Annotated in this window: 15 protein-coding genes; 13 read left to right on the forward strand and 2 right to left on the reverse strand. The window is 64.6% G+C overall.

Annotated elements, in window-relative coordinates; all coding sequences use genetic code 11:
• On the reverse strand, positions 1-1,056 hold the full coding sequence (locus E4P29_RS21015; protein ID WP_135047052.1) for an ABC transporter substrate-binding protein: 1,056 nt from the start codon (positions 1,054-1,056) through the stop codon (positions 1-3).
• A 135-nt stretch (positions 1,057-1,191) separates the two neighbouring features.
• Between E4P29_RS21015 and E4P29_RS21020 the strand changes: the two genes are divergently transcribed.
• The 9 genes from E4P29_RS21020 (at position 1,192) to yhjD (ending at position 9,387) form a co-directional block, all read left to right on the forward strand.
• Positions 1,192-1,866, forward strand: coding sequence for a response regulator transcription factor (locus tag E4P29_RS21020; protein ID WP_032371022.1), 675 nt, complete (start codon positions 1,192-1,194; stop codon positions 1,864-1,866).
• Positions 1,863-2,837 carry an ATP-binding protein gene (locus tag E4P29_RS21025; RefSeq protein ID WP_135047053.1) on the forward strand — a complete coding sequence of 325 codons (975 nt, stop codon included), beginning with the start codon at positions 1,863-1,865 and terminating at the stop codon, positions 2,835-2,837. Before E4P29_RS21020 ends, E4P29_RS21025 begins: the two co-directional genes overlap by 4 nt.
• A gap of 96 nt (positions 2,838-2,933) precedes the next feature.
• Entirely contained in the window at positions 2,934-4,364 is a 1,431-nt protein-coding gene (locus E4P29_RS21030; RefSeq protein WP_135047054.1) for a DUF4173 domain-containing protein, read from the forward strand.
• Between the two features lie 41 nt (positions 4,365-4,405).
• Positions 4,406-4,690: a DUF6412 domain-containing protein gene (locus tag E4P29_RS21035; protein ID WP_135047055.1), complete on the forward strand. Its 285-nt coding sequence runs from the start codon at positions 4,406-4,408 to the stop codon at positions 4,688-4,690.
• Between the two features lie 117 nt (positions 4,691-4,807).
• Positions 4,808-5,143, forward strand: coding sequence for a DUF6412 domain-containing protein (locus E4P29_RS21040; RefSeq protein WP_245154434.1), 336 nt, complete (start codon positions 4,808-4,810; stop codon positions 5,141-5,143).
• Positions 5,144-5,206: 63 nt separating this feature from the next.
• Positions 5,207-6,109: a membrane protein insertase YidC gene (yidC, locus tag E4P29_RS21045; RefSeq protein WP_135047056.1), complete on the forward strand. Its 903-nt coding sequence runs from the start codon at positions 5,207-5,209 to the stop codon at positions 6,107-6,109.
• 52 nt (positions 6,110-6,161) lie between these two features.
• On the forward strand, positions 6,162-6,968 hold the full coding sequence (locus E4P29_RS21050) for an exodeoxyribonuclease III (RefSeq protein ID WP_135047123.1): 807 nt from the start codon (positions 6,162-6,164) through the stop codon (positions 6,966-6,968).
• 272 nt (positions 6,969-7,240) lie between these two features.
• A complete protein-coding gene (gene trpS, locus E4P29_RS21065; protein WP_135047057.1) occupies positions 7,241-8,281 on the forward strand; it encodes a tryptophan--tRNA ligase in 1,041 nt (346 codons plus the stop codon).
• A gap of 86 nt (positions 8,282-8,367) precedes the next feature.
• Entirely contained in the window at positions 8,368-9,387 is a 1,020-nt protein-coding gene (gene yhjD, locus E4P29_RS21070; RefSeq protein WP_209205486.1) for an inner membrane protein YhjD, read from the forward strand.
• Between the two features lie 44 nt (positions 9,388-9,431).
• On the opposite strand, the gene E4P29_RS21075 is transcribed toward yhjD, so the two are convergent.
• A complete protein-coding gene (locus E4P29_RS21075; protein ID WP_135047059.1) occupies positions 9,432-10,748 on the reverse strand; it encodes a D-alanyl-D-alanine carboxypeptidase family protein in 1,317 nt (438 codons plus the stop codon).
• A gap of 260 nt (positions 10,749-11,008) precedes the next feature.
• Here E4P29_RS21075 and E4P29_RS21080 point away from each other — a divergent pair, with 260 nt between their 5' ends.
• The 4 genes from E4P29_RS21080 to E4P29_RS21095 all read left to right on the forward strand — a co-directional run bounded on the left by E4P29_RS21080 (position 11,009) and on the right by E4P29_RS21095 (position 15,184).
• Positions 11,009-11,959, forward strand: coding sequence for a substrate-binding domain-containing protein (locus tag E4P29_RS21080; protein ID WP_245154441.1), 951 nt, complete (start codon positions 11,009-11,011; stop codon positions 11,957-11,959).
• A gap of 27 nt (positions 11,960-11,986) precedes the next feature.
• Entirely contained in the window at positions 11,987-13,045 is a 1,059-nt protein-coding gene (locus E4P29_RS21085; RefSeq protein ID WP_032366677.1) for an ABC transporter permease, read from the forward strand.
• A gap of 2 nt (positions 13,046-13,047) precedes the next feature.
• Positions 13,048-13,860, forward strand: coding sequence for an ATP-binding cassette domain-containing protein (locus tag E4P29_RS21090; protein WP_135047061.1), 813 nt, complete (start codon positions 13,048-13,050; stop codon positions 13,858-13,860).
• 85 nt (positions 13,861-13,945) lie between these two features.
• The gene (locus tag E4P29_RS21095) at positions 13,946-15,184 is read left to right on the forward strand and encodes an acyl-CoA dehydrogenase family protein (protein ID WP_135047062.1); all 1,239 of its coding nucleotides are present in this window, start codon (positions 13,946-13,948) and stop codon (positions 15,182-15,184) included.
• Positions 15,185-15,213: the final 29 nt, after the last annotated feature.

Consider the following 15,213-nt stretch of genomic DNA (forward strand, 5'->3'; position numbering starts at 1 on the left):
TCAGGACGTGATGGTGGTGGCGGTTCCGCCGAGCGCCTCGGACATTGCCGGAGCCACCTTGTCGATCACGTACGGCAGGCTCAGCACACTCGTGAAGTAGATCGCCCCCGCCGTCACCCCATCGGTGAAGACGAGGTTGCCGTCCTTCACCGGCTGCAGAGCGTTGTACACCGGTTCCTTCTCCAACTGGCCGCGATCGCCCGGGTTCTCCGTTCCCCAGATCAGCACGTCTGCAGTGTCGAGGACCGACAGGTTCTCCAGCGGGATGCTCGCCTGCGCACTGCCGTCGGCCGGCACGAACGCGTCGATGTCGTCGGGGATCACAAAACCGAGCTTCGTCAGGAAGTCGGTGCTCAAACCGTCCTGGTACGCGATGGCCTTGCCCTCGTAGAACGCGTTCTGCAGGAAGATCGCCTTCTTGCCTGCGAACTCGGGGTGAGCCGCCGCGGCATCCGCGAACTTCTGATTCACACCGTCGATGAGTCCGTCCACTTCGGCTTTCTTGCCCATTGCCCGGCCGATCTTCTCTGCCTGTACGTCCCAGGGCTCGAAGTAGGCGGTCGACGCGTCGGACTGGGCGAGCGTGGGTGCGATGTTGCTCAGAGTCCGGTAGCTGTCCGCGGTGAGACCGGCGTTGGTGGCGATGATCAGATCGGGCTCGAGGGCGGCGATCTTCTCGGTCTCGAAGCCGTCGCCGTTGTTGGTCAGCACCTCGGGCTGGGCATCTCCCAGCGCGTCCCGAGCCCAGGGCCAGGTCGCGTACGGCTGGTCGCCGTACCACTCCGTCACTCCGACGGGGATCACGCCGAGGGCCAGCACCGTGTCCTGTTCGGTGTATCCCGCCACCACGATGCGGGTGGGTTCCTCGGGAACGACGGTCTCGCCGAACGCATGCTCGACCGAGACGGGGAAGACGCCGGAGGCGGACATTCCGGTTGTGGGGGAGTCGGCACCGTCGGATGCGCCGTCGGAGTTCGAGCAGGCGCTCAGTAGTCCCGCCGTGGTCAGCGCGATCGCGCACACCGCCAAAGTTCTCCGAAGTGGTCGGGTACGCATCGAATGGGCCTTTCGTCCGGGCGGGTATCGAAAGGAAGGGTAGCCCATCCTTAGTCAGACATTCACGTCAACCTTCACCGAACCTCCACATTTCCCGACGAAGTCCTCCATGTCCGACCTCTAGGGTCAATTCTCATGAGCCGCACAGTTCTCGTAGTCGACGACGAACCCACGATCTCCGACGCCGTGGCCGCTCGACTGCGAGGCGAAGGGTACGACGTGGTCACCGCCGCAGACGGCCCGTCCGCGGTGGAGGTGTGTGGCCGGATCGACCCCGACGTGGTGGTGCTGGATCTGATGCTTCCCGGTTTCGACGGACTCGAAGTATGTCGACGCATCCAGGCGTCCCGGCCGGTACCGGTACTGATGTTGACGGCCAAGTCCGACGAGACCGACATGCTCGTCGGGCTGGGCGTCGGTGCGGACGACTATCTGGGCAAGCCGTTCAGCATGCGCGAACTGGTTGCACGTGTGCACGCTCTCATCCGGCGTGCCGAACGCGTCGTCACTCCCGAGCAGTACACCACTCGAATCGGCGACGTGCACATCGATCACCGGGAGCGACGCGTCTCCACCGACGCGGGCGACATCCACGTCACCAGAACCGAATTCGACATCCTGGCGTATCTGGCCGCTCGGCCTCGCACGGCGGTGTCCAGGGAGACCCTGCTGTCGGAACTGTGGGGCTGGGACGATTCGGCCAGCAGTCGTACCGTCGACAGTCACGTGAAAGCGTTGCGGCGCAAGCTCGGTGGCGACCTGATTCGTACTGTCCACGGCGTCGGTTATGCAGTGGAGGCACCACGATGAGGCCGATGCTGCCGCGTCCGCTCGATCCCTTGCGGTCGTTCAAACTCAAGGTCTCGCTCGTGGTGGGCATCGTGCTCGTGCTGGCGAGTGTCGTCTTCTGGATCGGGGCCGGCTGGCAATTTCGCTACACACTTCTCGCCGCATTGATCGTGTCCCTGGCCGCGACACAATTCGTTGCGCACGGCATGACGTCGCCCCTGCGGGAGATGACCTCGGCGGCCAAAGCGATGGCGAGAGGCGACTATTCGACCCGGGTGCGTGCCACGTCCCGGGACGAGGTGGGCGAGCTCGCCACCGCGTTCAACACCATGGCGAGCGACTTGGAAGCCGCCGAGAAATACCGCCGCGAGCTGATCGGAAACGTCTCCCACGAATTGAAAACTCCGATCGCTGCCTTGCGTGCAGTGCTCGAGAACATGGTCGACGGGGTGACCGAACCCGACCCGGCCACGTTGTCGGTGGCTCTCGGCCAGACCGAGAGACTGGGAAACCTGGTGACCGAACTGCTCGATCTGTCGAGGGTCGAGGGCGGAGTGCTGAGCATCGCCCCGACGGAATTCCCGGTGCGCCCCTTCCTCGAGGAGGCGACCGGCGTTCACCGAGAACGAGTGTCGATCGTCGTCTCACCCGGTGCCGGGACGGTCGTCGCCGATCGTGCTCGAATGACGCAGGTGATCACCAATCTCGTCGACAATGCCGTACGGCATTCGCCGCAGTCGGGCACGGTGAGTATTCGAGCGCATCGAACCGGTGACCGGTTCGCGTTCGATGTTCGCGACGAGGGGCCCGGCATCGCACCGGCCGACCGTCACTCGGTGTTCGACCGGTTCACTCGCGGCGGATCCACCGACGGCGGAACAGGTCTCGGACTCGGAATCGCACGGTGGGCCACCGAACTGCACGGCGGGACCATCGACGTTCTCGACAGTGAGTCGGGCTGCCACATCAGAGTGGCCATCCCCGGGCGCTGACGACCCACCTTCTCTCTCTCACACACACCTCGACTGCTCGTCCCTGGACCGCAGCCGCGGTTCGGCATGCCTCGAACACAGAAATGGATCACAGTCATGACCACGATCGGAATACCCATGCACCCCAGAACGCGGCCTCGTCGATCGCTGTGGAGCCCTCGAACCTGGCCGGTGCTGCGACACTCTCGGGCACCCCGCGCGGCACTTCTCGGAGCGCTTGCTGCCGGGCTCGTCGCTGCAGTGGTATTGGGCTACAACAACTTCGGCGTACCCATTACCGCCGCGAGCATCATGGCCGTCGTCGTAGCGGTTCGGCGCGCGTCGTTGTCGCCGTGGGAGTGGGTGGGTGTGGCGGGGGTCCTCGCGTTGTGCAGCGTCGCGGCGCTACGAGAGGCGGAGTGGATCGTCGCTCTGTCCGTTGCCCTTGCGGTCGTCGTCGGGTCGGTGGTTCTCTCGCGGGCCTGGACTTGGACGGGCATCGCTCTCGGCGCCGTGCTGCCGCTGCTGCTGCCCTTGCGGGTTGTGCGGTGGACGCGACGAGGGGCGGGAACCATCGATCTCGACGGGCCCAAGCCGATCCGAATCGGCGTGGTCGCCGCCGTCACCGTCGCGCTCTGTGTGGTGTTCGCCGCGCTGTTCGGGGCGGCGGATCGACGTTTCGCGGATGCTCTGGGCTCGGTCACTCCGCAGTTCGATCTCGGATCGATCGTCGGGCGAGTGGTCGTATTCGTACTGACGGCTGCGGGTGCGCTCGCAGCCGCGTACGTGGCCGTGCATCCGCCGCGCTTCGACCGCGTGGCGGCGACACCGCGTCGCACACTTCGGTTGTGGGAGTGGGCAATTCCGCTCGGCGCTGTCGTCGGTCTGTTCGGGGTGTTCGTCGCCTTTCAGATTCCGAGCTTGTTCGGTGGCCAGGGACACGTTCTGAGCACAGAAGGTCTGACCAACGCCGAGTACGCACGCCAAGGCTTCTGGCAGTTGCTGACGGTGACGGTGTTGACCTTGCTCGTCATCGCGGTCACCGTGACCAAGGCCGAACGAACGGACCTACGCGACCGACTTGCATTGCGGGTTCTGCTCGGCGCGCTGTGCGCACTGTCGGTGGTGATCGTGGCATCGGCGTTGCATCGAATGTCGTTGTACGAGGAGCAGTACGGCTACACCACCCTGCGGCTGTTCGTCACCGCGGTCGAATGGTGGTTGGGTTCGGTGTTCGTACTGCTGCTCATCGCGGGCGTACGGATGTCGGGTCGCTGGCTTCCGCGAGCAGTCGGTGTGGGAGCAGTGCTGACCGTTCTCGCCCTCGCGGCCGTGAACCCGGACGCGTACGTTGCGCGGCAGAACGTCGAACGATTCGAGGAGACGGGGCGCATCGACGTGTTCTACCTCGGCGGGTTGTCGGCGGACGCAGATTCCGAACTGGATCGCCTACCCCAACGTGTTCGTCAGTGTGTTCAGGCCCGAGGCCCGGTCTTCTGGGGAGACAGCTGGTACCAGTGCACAGACCCGACGGTATCTGTACCCTGAGCAACGACTCGACGATCGGTGACGAAGGACGGAGGTGCACGATGGGCTATCAGAATCTCGTCGTCACGTCGGTGTTGTTCTTCACGCTGCTACTGACTACTCCGGCCGGACCGGCGGATCTCGCACTGATCGTCGTCGCTGCTCTGGCGGCGGTGGTGTTCTACGCGCATCGCGCCGGGGCGCTGAGCCTTCTGTACCGCCCTTCGGACGTCGGACCGAATGCGGAGGAGCGACACCTTCGTGGCTCCTTCCGACGTCAACACCGCCCCGACGCACCCGGTCGCCCGCAGCCGCGAGCACCCGGTCTCCTGGTGGGAGCGCTGTAGTTCGACAGTTCTCCCACGCCTCACGTGCCCCTGGTCCACGAGGTTCATCTCGGGAGAATCGTTATGTTGTCCATCGCCGATGCCACCCGCCGTGTCTGTTCGACGGGTGAGTTCGATGTGAGTTCGAGGCGTGCGGTGCCGCCGTGGCGAGCCGCAGTGGTCACCCTCGTCGGAGTGGCGGCAGTCCTGCTGGTCGTCTTCGCCGTCGTCGACGCCCAGCCCGCGGCCCAGATCGCGTTGTTCGGTGCGCTGGTGGCTGCGGCACTGCTGGTGACGAGTGCATCGGTCGACGTCCTCGTCGTGGTGCCGCCCGCGTCCACAACCGCCGGATCCGACGGTGGCAGACTCCGCGGGGCCTACCGCAGACAAGAGCAACCCGACGCGCCAGGCCGCCCTATGCCGAGAGCACCCGGATCGGTTCACGGACCGGATCGGTGGCTCCAGTTCCGCTGAGCCACTGCGAGATCCGGTCGAGATGTCATCCGACCGATTTCTCTCTCAGTGAGGCACTCCATCATGCTCGATTTCGTCTATTACCCCGTCTCCGCGGTGCTCTGGTTCTGGCACCGGGTCTTCGGCTTCGTGCTCGGCCCCGACAACGGCGTCGCCTGGGCGTTGGCCGTCGTATTTTTGGTCTTCACGCTGCGAACGCTGTTGATCAAACCGTTCGTCGGTCAGATTCGTTCACAGCTCGCCATGAAGAAACTCCAACCCAGGCTCGAGGAGGTACGGAAGAAGTACTCCGGTGACCGGGCTCGACAGGCCACGGAAATGCGCACAGTGCAAAAGGAACACGGCGTGAACCCACTGATGGGTTGCCTCCCGCTGCTCGCGCAAGCACCGGTGTTCATCGGTCTGCTGCACGTGTTGCGCTCGTTCAACCGGACGGGAACCGGGTTCGGGCATCTCGGTATGTCGGCGCAGGAGAATGCGAGTACAGCCAACTACGTGTTCGGTGCGGGCGACGTGCAGTCGTTTCTCGACGCGCGGCTGTTCGGCACGCCGATCTCCGCTGCCGTCAGTAGCTCGCGAGATGTTCTCGAAGCCTTCGGTCCGTTCGGTGGGGTGCCGTCGGTCTGGAGCATCGCGGTCGTCGCGGTGCCGTTGATGATCGTTGCCGCGGTGGCCACCCACCTGAACTCCCGGGCATCGATCGCGCGCCAGGATGCGGCCGCCGCGGCGAACCCGCAGACCGCGATCATGAACAAGCTCGCGCTGTGGGTCTTCCCTGCCGGGGTGCTGATCGGTGGCCCGGTGCTGCCCGTTGCGGTGCTGCTCTATTGGGTGAGCAACAACATCTGGACCTACGCCCAGCAGCACATCGTCTACCGACGGATCGACCGGGAGCCGGTCGCGGTGCCGGAAGTGACCTCGGTGGTGACGGCTCCGAAGCCAGGAGCCAAACCGAAGAGAAGGTGAGCCCGTGGAGGCCACCTGCCGGGTGTCGGTGGCCTCCGCTACGGTCGTCGGCGTGCCGATCACTATTTCAACTGTCAACGTCAACGGGATCCGCGCGGCGGTTCGCAAGGGCATGCTTCCGTGGCTCGAGGCCACCGATGCCGACGTCATCTGTCTTCAGGAGACGCGGGCCAACGACGGCGAGCTGACCACGGCACTGGCCCCGGCCCTCGATGTGGGATGGCATCTGGCGTCGGCGGAACCGTCGGCGAAGGGACGCAACGGTGTGGCCCTGTTGTCGAGGGCCGCGCCGGAGGCGATCAGAACCGGCATCGGTGTCGCTGAATTCGCCGATGCGGGTCGTTACATCGAAGGGGACTACGGTGACGTCACCGTGGCGAGCCTGTACCTGCCGTCGGGCGAGGTGGGGACCGATCGACAGGACGAGAAGGAACGCTTCATGGCGGCGTTCGCGAAGTATCTCGCCAAGACCGCCAAGGCAATGACGTCCGCCGAGCGCGACGTCGCGGTCTGCGGCGACTGGAACATCGCCCACACCGAAGCAGATCTGAAGTCGTGGAAGACCAACCGCAAGAAGTCGGGTTTCCTACCCGAAGAACGTGAGTGGGTATCGCGATTGCTCGCCGAGAAGTCACCGTGGACCGACGTCGTTCGCGAGCTGCACCCCGGCGTCGAGGGGCCGTACAGCTGGTGGTCCTACCGCGGTAAGGCGTTCGACAACGACGCCGGGTGGCGCATCGACTACCAACTCGCCACCAGTGATCTGGCCGAGCGTGCGAAGGAAGCTGTCACCGAAAGAGCGGAGGCGTACGACGAGCGCTGGTCCGATCATGCGCCGGTGACGGTGCGCTACCGCTAGGAGCGGAGCCTGCGGAGTGACCGGGGTGGGTAGGAGCGGAGCCTGCGGAGTGACCGGGGTGGGTAGGAGCGGAGCCTGCGGAGTGACCGGGGTGGGTAGGAGCGGAGCCTGCGGAGTGACCGGGGTGGGTAGGAGCGGACCCTGCGGAGTGACCGGGGTGGGTAGGAGCGGAGCCTGCGGAGCGACCGGCACGGTGAGGAGCGGAGCCTGCGGAGTGACTGGTGTGGCAAGGCAACGGGTACGGGTCGGGGACGGCGTGAAAAGATTGCCGCATGTCTTCTCCTGACTCGATCGACACGTCGCAGGGTCCGCGTCGTCGGGTGCTTTCGGGCATCCAACCGACGGCGGATTCGTTCCATCTCGGTAACTACCTGGGTGCGGTGCGGAACTGGGTGGAGTTGCAGGAGGAGTTCGATGCGTTCTACTTCGTTCCCGATCTCCATGCGATCACGGTTCCGCAGGATCCGAAGGAATTGCGTCGGCGCACCCGGATAGCGGCCGCGCAACTGTTGGCGGTAGGTATCGATCCCGAGAAGTCGACGTTGTTCGTGCAGAGCCAGGTTCCCGAGCACGCTCAGTTGGCGTGGGTTCTCAACTGCATCACCGGGTTCGGCGAAGCCGGCCGGATGACGCAGTTCAAGGACAAGTCCGCCAAGCAGGGTCGCGATCACACCAGCGTCGGGCTGTTCACCTATCCCATTCTGCAGGCCGCGGACATCCTGCTGTATCGGCCGAATCTCGTTCCGGTGGGCGAGGATCAGCGTCAGCATCTGGAGTTGACTCGCGATCTGGCGCAGAGGTTCAACTCGCGGTTCAAGAAGACCTTCGTGGTTCCCGATGCACACATCATCAAGGGCACGGCCAAGATCTTCGATCTGCAGGATCCGACGGCGAAGATGAGCAAGTCGTCGTCGAATCCGGCGGGCATCGTCAACATCCTGGACGATCCGAAGGTGTCCGCGAAGAAGATTCGTTCGGCAGTGACGGACAACGAACGCGATATCGTTTTCGATCCGGAGAACAAGGCGGGCGTCAGCAATCTTCTGGTCATTCAGTCCGCTCTGTCGGGGAAGAGCATCGACGATCTGGTCGCCGGTTACGCAGGCAAGGGCTACGGCGATCTCAAGTCCGACACTGCCGACGTGTTGACCGAGTTCGTGGTTCCGCTGCGCGAACGAATGGACGGATTCATGTCGGACGTAGCCGAATTGGATCGCGTCCTCGCCGTCGGTGCGGATCGAGCCAGGGAGGTCGCGAGCAGAACGCTCGCTCAGGTGTACGACAGGGTGGGGTTCCTTCCTCCCGGCGCTTAGCCCTGTCAGTACACGATATTCGCGCTACACGACATTTCGAGGACACGGCCCGAACAGCCGCCGACGACAGCGAAAAGGTGAGTGCCATGCCCGATTTCAAGGCCATGCTCGACGATCGGCGTGCTCGGTGGCCGTGGCTGGATCACACTGTTGTTGCTGCGCAGCGGTATCAGGGGCAGAAGGGCGATTACTACGCCGCTGGGATGACGTATTTCAGTGTGCTGGCGTTGTTTCCGCTGCTGATGGTCGCTTTCGCTGTTGCCGGGTTCGTACTGGTGAATCAGCCGGAGTGGCTCGCCGAGATTCAGTCGCAGATCGCCGAGAACGTCCCGGGTAGCTTCGGTGAGACGATCAGCTCGCTGATCGATACCGCGATCGAGTCCCGTACCGGTGTCGGTGTCATCGGTCTGCTCGGCGCGCTGTACGCGGGGCTCGGGTGGGTGGCCAATCTGCGTGAGGCCCTGACCGCGATGTGGGAAAGCCAGCACGAGTCGGGCGGATTCCTTGCGACCAAGGCCAAGGACCTCGCGGCTCTGCTCGGCCTGGGAGCGGCACTGGTGCTTTCTCTCGGGCTGTCCGCGTTGGCCGGAGGCGGCGTCATGCGTGGCATTCTCGAATGGTTGAACCTCGATTCCGTTCCCGGTGTCGGAGTGGCGCTGCGAGTCTTCTCGATACTGCTCGCGCTTGCCGGAACCTGGGCGCTGTTCACCTGGGTGATCTCACGTCTGCCCCGCGAACCGGTGTCGTGGCGCAGTGCGGCCAAAGGTGCACTGTTGGCCGCAGTCGGGTTCGAGATCTTCAAGCAACTCGGCGCGATCTACCTCGCGTCCGTCACGAGCGGGCCCGCCGGAGTCGTGTTCGGGCCCATCATCGGTCTGTTGGTGTTCGTGTTCACGACGTCGCGGTTGGTGCTGTTCTCGACTGCGTTCGCAGCCACCACTCGGGAGAGCCTTGCAGACGCCCATGTTCCGGCACCGGATCCCGCGGTGATCAACACCCGGCTCGAGGTGAGCGACGGCCCGGGGGTCAAGGGTGGTCTGGCCTTGGTGGGCGCGGGCGCTCTGGCCGCGCTGGGTATCGCTGGATTTCGCAATCGGCGACGCTGACACCGAGGCGACCGACTCGCGACAGTCAGGGGCGGCGGGGGAGTTCAGGGGCGGCGGGAGAGCGTGCGTGCGCCCCACAGCAAACCGGCCACGACCAATGCTCCGATGACCCCGATTGCAATGCGTACGACCGTGTCGCCCTGCGCCTGCAGATCGGATTGTCGGCTACCCGATTCGGCACTCGACGCCGACGCAGGGGGTTGAGCAAGGGTCGGCACCGCGCCGGTCGCGCGTGTACTCGTCACCGGCGACGTGGAATCCGGTTCGACCAGATCGCCGACGCTGCTGCTCGGGTCGAGGGCGAACCCGTAGTCGAGCAGCCGAGCGGCCTGTTCCCATGGCCGGATCGGCAGCACGTCGCCTTTCATGATCGTCACGACCAGACGGCGACCGTTGCGTTCGGCACCCGCCACGAAGGTCTGGCGGGCATCGTCGGTGTAGCCGGTCTTGCCGCCGAGAGCGCCCGGATAGTTGTAGAGCAGCTGGTTGTCGTTGGACAGCGTGAAACCGGGGCGGTCCTGGTCGTCGGGGATCGTGGGATCCTTCGGGTAACCGGGGAATTGCACGTTCTCGGTCGAAATCAGTTGCGCGAAGGTCGAATTGCGCATGGCCTCCCGGTAGAACAGTGCCAGGTCGTAGGCCGAGCTGGCCATGCCGGGCCCGTCCAGGCCGGAGGGGGTCGCGGTCCGTGTGTCGAGCGCGCCCAACTCTGCTGCCTTGGCATTCATCTTCTCGACGGTCGCGGCGTCGCCGCCCAGCTGAGCCGACAAGGCATGAGCGGCATCGTTTCCCGACGCCATGACCAGGCCCTGCAACAGTTGCAGATTGGTGTAGACACCGTTCTTCCCGATGCCGACGGCGCTGCCTTCCGCGTCGGCATCCTCGGCCGTCGCGGTGATCTGTTTACCGAGGTCCAGCTCGTCCAGGGCGACGAGGGCGAGCAGTATTTTGATCGTGCTCGCCGGGCGGTGCCGGCCGTGTGGATCCTTGGCGGCCACGACCGATCCGGAATCGAGGTCTGCCACTACGAACCCGGTTGCCGAGATGTCCGCGGGTAGTGGGGGCGCGCCGTCCGGTACGATCGCGCCGCACTCGGCCAGTCGGGATCCGCCTACCGGGTCCGCCGGGATCGGAACCGGTTGTGGCGCAGTGCTACCCGGAGCCGGAACTTCCGAGGAATCGATCGCCGGGGGCGGCGACGCCGCGAACGGGCACGCGTCGGTGTTCGGCGTCGTGAACGGTGGCGTCGTCGATACAACGGGTGGCTCGACTGCCGGCTGAGCCAGCGCAGGGCCGCCGCCGACGCCGGCGAGAGCGAGAGCTGTCGCCCACACGGCTACGAACTTTCGAGTCCTTTTCATCGCGAATTACCATAGGCGCTGCAGAGGTCACCGAGGCCGCGACCCACCGGGGAGCGGGCCGGTTCGAAGGCCCTGCCAAACTACGTCCATCGTCTGTGATCGGCATTACGTTGTACAGGCAGTGATCCGCCGAGCTGTACTACCGACAGCTCGGTCGCCCGAGAGGAACCCGGATGACATTTCGACAGGCGGCCCGTACCGGCTCGCTCCGCTCGGTTCGACGCCGCGCCGGTGGGGCAGGGGTCGCGCTCGGGTTGGTGATGGTGCTGACGCTGTCGGCCTGTTCGAGCACCGGTGGGGCACCACGATCTACCGACAACGGCAGCAATGCGGGAGTGGCGAACACGCCTGCGGCGACGGTAGCGATGATCACCCACGAGGTACCGGGCGACACCTTCTGGGATCTCATTCGAAAGGGAGCCGAGGCCGCAGCCGCCAAGGACAACATCGAGCTCCGCTACTCGGCCGATCCGGAGGCACCCAATCAAGCCAATCTGGTTCAGAGCGCGATCGACTCGAAGGTCGACGGCATCGCTCTGACACTGGCCAAGCCCGAGGCCATGGCTCCGGCTGTCGAGGCGGCAACCGCAGCGGGCATCCCGGTCGTGGCCTTCAATTCCGGCTACGACGCATGGAGTGCAATGGGGGTGCAGCAGTACTTCGGTCAGGACGAAACGATCGCGGGTAGGGCTGCCGGGGCGCGGCTCACCGAAGACGGTGCGCGAAAGACCTTGTGCATCATCCAGGAGCAGGGTGCAGTAGCGCTCGAGGCGCGCTGCGCAGGAGTTCGACAGGGCTTCACCGGGGGCAGCACCGAAGTTCTGAACGTCAACAGCAAGGACATGCCGTCGGTCGAGGCGACGATCACCGCGAAGCTCCAGCAGGACCCGAGCATCGACCACGTGGTTGCGCTCGCGGCCCCGATCGCACTGACCGCGGTGCAATCGAAGGCCAATGCCGGTAGCGACGCCACCGTCGTCACGTTCGACACCAACGCGGCGCTCGTCGACGCGATCGAGTCCGGTGATGTCGCCTGGGCCATCGATCAGCAGCCCTATCTGCAGGGTTATCTCGCCATCGACTCCCTGTGGCTCTACCTCAACAACGGCAACACCATCGGCGGCGGCACCCCGGTGCTCACCGGCCCGGCCTTCGTCGACTCGACCAACATCGAGGCCATCGCCGAGTACGCCCGCAACGGAACTCGCTGAGCGTCGTCCGGACGCGGAAGGAACATCATGCCAACACAGGCCGACCCGGCTTCGGGAACGCACGCCGTGATCCTGGACGAGCGGGTGAAGAAGCAGAAACCGTTGCAGCGCTTGCTGATTCGCCCAGAGATGGGCGCCCTGTTCGGTGCGATCGCCATCTTCGTCTTCTTCTGCATCGTCGCGCCGCCGTTTCGGTCTCCCGAGGCGCTGGCGACCGTGCTGTATGCGTCGTCGACGATCGGAATCATGGCGATCGGTGTCGCGCTGCTGATGATCGGCGGCGAGTTCGACCTGTCCACCGGGGTCGCGGTCACGTTCTCCTCGATCATGGCGTCGATGCTCGCCTACAACCTGCACCTGAACGTGTGGACCGGAGCTGTGCTGGCGCTGGGCCTCGCATCGGCGGTCGGCTTCGTCAACGGGTATCTGGTGACGAAGACGAGAATTCCGTCGTTCCTGATCACGCTGGCGTCGTTCCTGATGCTCACCGGCATCAATCTGGCCGTGACCAAACTCGTCACCGGACAGGTTGCGACCCCGTCGATCTCGGACATGCAGGGCTTCGACTCGGCGAAAGCCGTGTTCTCCTCGTCGTTCTCGCTGTTCGGGGTCTCCATCCGCATCACCGTCGTGTGGTGGGTCGTGTTCACACTCGTGGCCACGTGGGTGCTGATGAGAACTCGCATCGGTAACTGGATCTTCGCCGTCGGCGGCGATCAGGAATCGGCCAGGGCTGTCGGTGTTCCGGTGACCAAGGTCAAGATCGGCCTGTTCGTGTTCGTAGGGTTCTGCGCGTGGTTCGTCGGGATGCACCTGCTGTTCGCGTTCGACACCGTGCAGTCCGGCCAAGGCGTCGGCAACGAATTTCTCTACATCATCGCGGCAGTCATCGGAGGGTGTCTGCTCACGGGTGGGTACGGCACCGCCGTCGGAGCCTTCATCGGTGCGTTCATCTTCGGAATGACCAACCAGGGCATCGTGTATGCCGGCTGGAATCCCGACTGGTTCAAGTTCTTTCTCGGCGCGATGCTCCTCTTCGCCGTGATCGCCAACAACTCCTTCCGTAACTACGCGGCGAAAAGGTGAGCATGACTACCTCCTCGGATCAGCCCGTCCAGTCGCCGTCGGGCACGTCGGTGCCGCTCATCGAGCTGAAGAACGTCGGTAAGAACTACGGCAACATCGTTGCGCTGCACGGAATCGACCTACGCGTCGGTGCCGGTGAGGTCACCGGAGTTCTCGGTGACAACGGCGCGGGCAAGTCCACGTTGATCAAGATCATGGCGGGCCTGCACAAGCAGTCCGAGGGGGAGCTGTTCGTCGACGGCACACCGAGGACCTTCGACTCGCCGAGAGATGCTCTCGACCTGGGTATCGCGACGGTCTACCAGGATCTCGCCGTGGTCGCGCTGATGCCGGTGTGGCGCAACTTCTTTCTCGGCCAGGAGCTCACGAAGGGAAGGCTTCTCAAGACTCTGGACACGAACGCCATGCGCGCGACGACCATCGAGGAGCTGCGCAAGATGGGCATCGATCTGCCCGATGTCGATGCTCCCATCGGGGCGCTGTCCGGCGGTCAGCGGCAATGCGTGGCCATTGCGCGCGCGATCTTCTTCGGAGCCCGTGTGCTGATTCTCGACGAGCCCACCGCGGCGCTGGGAGTCAAACAATCCGGGATGGTGCTGCGCTACATTTCCGCCGCCAAAGAGCAGGGACTGGGCGTCGTGTTCATCACCCACAATCCTCATCACGCGTACCTGGTGGGCGATCATTTCGTCCTGCTCGACCGCGGCCGCCAGAAATTGGATTGCACCTACGACGACATCTCGCTCGACGAGCTCACGACCGAAATGGCCGGGGGCCAGGAGCTCGCAACCCTCACCCACGAACTCGGTCGCTGACGACCCGCGATGGGTGAGACAGGGGCACGGCGGGTAGAAGAGCAGTAGTGGTGCCCGAGCGCGGCACCGGACGAAGGAGTCGACCATGAGCAAGCACGAGCCCCTCGGGCCACTGTCGCCGGACTTCCTCGAATCGGATTTCTACGGGTATCAGGGCTTGCTCGACGAGGCCGAAGTCGACGTGGTGCTGCGTACCCGCCGGTTCCTCCAGGAGCAGGTTGCGCCGCGAGCCAACGAGTTCTGGGAGAAGGCCGTCTCACCGGTACACCTGATGCCGGCCATCGCCGACCTCGAAATCGCGGGTCTGGGATACGCCTTCAAGGAACCGGGTCGTTCCGCAGGCTCCACTCCTGTGGACCGCAAGGCCTCGCGCAAGCTCCTCACCGGCTGGCTCGAAATGGAGTTCGCGCGGGTCGATCCGTCCACCGGAACGATGTTCAGCGTGCACAGTTCGCTGGCCATGAGCAGTATCTCCATCCTCGGCTCCGAGGAGCAGCGGCAGCGCTGGTTGCCCAGCATGCGGCGGATGGAGACGATCGGGGCGTTCGGACTCTCCGAACCGCACGGCGGATCGGACGTCGCCGGCGGGCTGGAGACCACGGCTCGCCTCGATGGAGACCATTGGATTCTCAACGGAAGCAAGCGATGGATCGGTAATGCGACCTTCGCGGACCTGACGATCGTCTTCGCCAAGGACGAGGCCGACGGCGAGGTCAAGGGCTTCGTGGTCGAGAAGGAATTCGAGGGGTTCCGGGCCGAGAAGATCGAAGGGAAGTACTCGCTTCGCGCCGTGGAGAACGCCGACGTCCATCTCGAGGACTGCCGCGTCCCGGTCGCCAACAAGCTGGCCGAGGCCAACTCGTTCGCCGACACCGCCAAGGTGCTTCGGTTGACCCGCGGGGGAGTGGCGTTCCAAGCCGTCGGCGTCATGATGGGCGCGTACGAGCGAGCCGTCGCCTACGCGCGCGAACGGGAGCAGTTCGGGGCCCCGATCGCCTCGTTCCAGCTCATCGCCGATCTCATCGCGCGGATGACGGCGAACATCACTGCGTCCCTCGGGATGGCCGTTCGCGTCGCACAACTGCAGGGCAACGACGTCCATCACGACGAGCATGCGGCGCTCGCGAAGACGTTCTGCACGACGCGTCTGCGCGAGGTGGTCGGATGGGCCCGAGAGATCATGGGCGGCAACGGAATTCTCATCGAGCACGACGTCATCAGGTTCTTCTCCGATGCCGAGGCGTTGTACTCGTACGAAGGCACTGCTCAGATCAACAACCTCATCGTCGGCCGCGGCGTGACGGGTTACAGCGCGTTCGTGTGACGGACAGACGAAAGCGCCCCTTCGCGTGT

Origin of the sequence: Rhodococcus sp. 1R11 (genome assembly GCF_004563845.1) — a bacterium.
In the GTDB taxonomy this organism is placed as follows: domain Bacteria; phylum Actinomycetota; class Actinomycetes; order Mycobacteriales; family Mycobacteriaceae; genus Rhodococcoides.

Excerpts from the sequence above, each read along its gene's own strand:
- E4P29_RS21015 (WP_135047052.1), bottom strand. The coding sequence starts at position 1,056 with ATGCGTACCCGACCACTTCGGAGAACTTTGGCGGTGTGCGCGATCGCG.
- E4P29_RS21020 (WP_032371022.1), top strand. The coding sequence starts at position 1,192 with ATGAGCCGCACAGTTCTCGTAGTCGACGACGAACCCACGATCTCCGAC.
- E4P29_RS21025 (WP_135047053.1), top strand. The coding sequence starts at position 1,863 with ATGAGGCCGATGCTGCCGCGTCCGCTCGATCCCTTGCGGTCGTTCAAA.
- E4P29_RS21030 (WP_135047054.1), top strand. The coding sequence starts at position 2,934 with ATGACCACGATCGGAATACCCATGCACCCCAGAACGCGGCCTCGTCGA.
- E4P29_RS21035 (WP_135047055.1), top strand. The coding sequence starts at position 4,406 with ATGGGCTATCAGAATCTCGTCGTCACGTCGGTGTTGTTCTTCACGCTG.
- yidC (WP_135047056.1), top strand. The coding sequence starts at position 5,207 with ATGCTCGATTTCGTCTATTACCCCGTCTCCGCGGTGCTCTGGTTCTGG.
- trpS (WP_135047057.1), top strand. The coding sequence starts at position 7,241 with ATGTCTTCTCCTGACTCGATCGACACGTCGCAGGGTCCGCGTCGTCGG.
- yhjD (WP_209205486.1), top strand. The coding sequence starts at position 8,368 with ATGCCCGATTTCAAGGCCATGCTCGACGATCGGCGTGCTCGGTGGCCG.
- E4P29_RS21075 (WP_135047059.1), bottom strand. The coding sequence starts at position 10,748 with ATGAAAAGGACTCGAAAGTTCGTAGCCGTGTGGGCGACAGCTCTCGCT.
- E4P29_RS21080 (WP_245154441.1), top strand. The coding sequence starts at position 11,009 with ATGGTGCTGACGCTGTCGGCCTGTTCGAGCACCGGTGGGGCACCACGA.
- E4P29_RS21085 (WP_032366677.1), top strand. The coding sequence starts at position 11,987 with ATGCCAACACAGGCCGACCCGGCTTCGGGAACGCACGCCGTGATCCTG.
- E4P29_RS21090 (WP_135047061.1), top strand. The coding sequence starts at position 13,048 with ATGACTACCTCCTCGGATCAGCCCGTCCAGTCGCCGTCGGGCACGTCG.
- E4P29_RS21095 (WP_135047062.1), top strand. The coding sequence starts at position 13,946 with ATGAGCAAGCACGAGCCCCTCGGGCCACTGTCGCCGGACTTCCTCGAA.